1 protein-coding gene is annotated in these 1,393 nt (G+C 67.8%); it reads right to left on the minus strand.

Features of this window, described 5'->3' with window-relative positions; translation table 11 throughout:
* Window positions 1-1,137: PDC sensor domain-containing protein (locus AC06FE_RS19520; RefSeq protein ID WP_478073989.1), on the minus strand; the 1,137-nt coding region annotated here is incomplete at its 3' end.
* Between the last annotated feature and the right edge of the window lie 256 nt (window positions 1,138-1,393).

The raw sequence follows: 1,393 nt of genomic DNA on the forward strand, positions 1-1,393 counted from the left end.
GAGTTCGTCATCGCGCTGGGCGCGCAGGACATTGTCCAGCTTGCCTGCGGCGATCTGGTCGGACACGTTCACGGCCTGCCCTAGGGGCTGGAACACCAGCCTGCGCAGCAGCACGTACAGCGCCAAGCACAGCAGCAGTGCCGCCGCCACGCCGACGCCGATGATGGTCCACAGCAGCACGCGGGCCTGCTGCATCAGCAGCGAGCGCGGTACCACCACGCCGAAGGCGAAGTTCTGGCCGGCATTGCCGATCTTCAGCGGGACATAGGTTTCCACCACGTCCTCGCCCAGCGCGGCATCGCGGCTTTGCCCGAACACGACCTGGCCCTTGGCGGTGCCGGCGAGCATGGCCTTGGTCGCGGCATCGTCGACCTTGCTGCCGACCTTGGCCGGGTCGCGGTCGGCGATGATGGTGCCGCCCGGCGACAGCAGCCGCACGTAGCCCTGTTCCATCGGGTGCATCGTGCTCAGGCGCTCCTGCAGCGACTGCAGGGCGAAGTCCACGGTCATCACGCCGAGGAAATGGTCGCCCTCCACGATCGGCGTGGCCAGCGTGGTCATCAGGATGCGACGGCCGCCGATCTCGTAGCTGTACGGTTCCAGCACGGCCGGCTTCTTCGAGGCACGTGGCTGCAGGTACCAGTCGCCATCGCCGGGCATGTCGTAGCCGCGCAGGGCTTCCTGCACGGGCGTGCCGTCCTGCCAGGCCCAGTAGCTCATGAAGCGGCCGCTGGCATCGTGGCCGTCGGTATCGACGAACTCGGCGTCCTTGCCGTCGAAGGCGTCCGGTTCCCACAACGTGCCGACGCCGATCCACTGCGGGTTGGCCAGCAGCTTCTGCTGCAGGACGCTGGAGGCATTCTGGCGGGTCAGTGCGCCGGACTGGCGCAGGCTCAGGAAGCTGCTGGCCAGCGTGTCGTTGGATTCGAAGCCCAGCCCCATCTCGGCCGAGATGCGCTGCGCTTCCAGGTTGGCCATGTTCTCCAGGTTGGCACGCGAGACCGACATCAGCGCGTCGCTGCTGCGCAGGTAGATGATCATCGCGGTGAGGCCGAAGGCGAATGTTGCAACCAAAGCGGTTCCGAGCATCAGGCGCATGGCGATGCTGCGGGTAAAGGAACGTCGGGAAGTGGACATTGGCGACTACCGGCCGGGTGGAAGGAGGGGATTGATCAGTAAATCGGCTTGCCTGGGTGTTGCTTGAGGGAAAAGGCAGCGGCTGGCGGTGCCTGCCGCCGCCCATGGGACGGGCGGCGGCGCGGGGACATCAGAACTCCTGCCAGTCCTCGCCATTGGCGACCATCGGTTCGATCCGGCGTGCCGCCGGCGCGCGCGCGATGCGCGGGCTGGCCGGTGCCGGGCTGGCCGGGCGGCTGCGCGGCGGGCTGGCGAC

The sequence above is a fragment of the Stenotrophomonas sp. Steno-C18 genome (genome assembly GCF_056393195.1).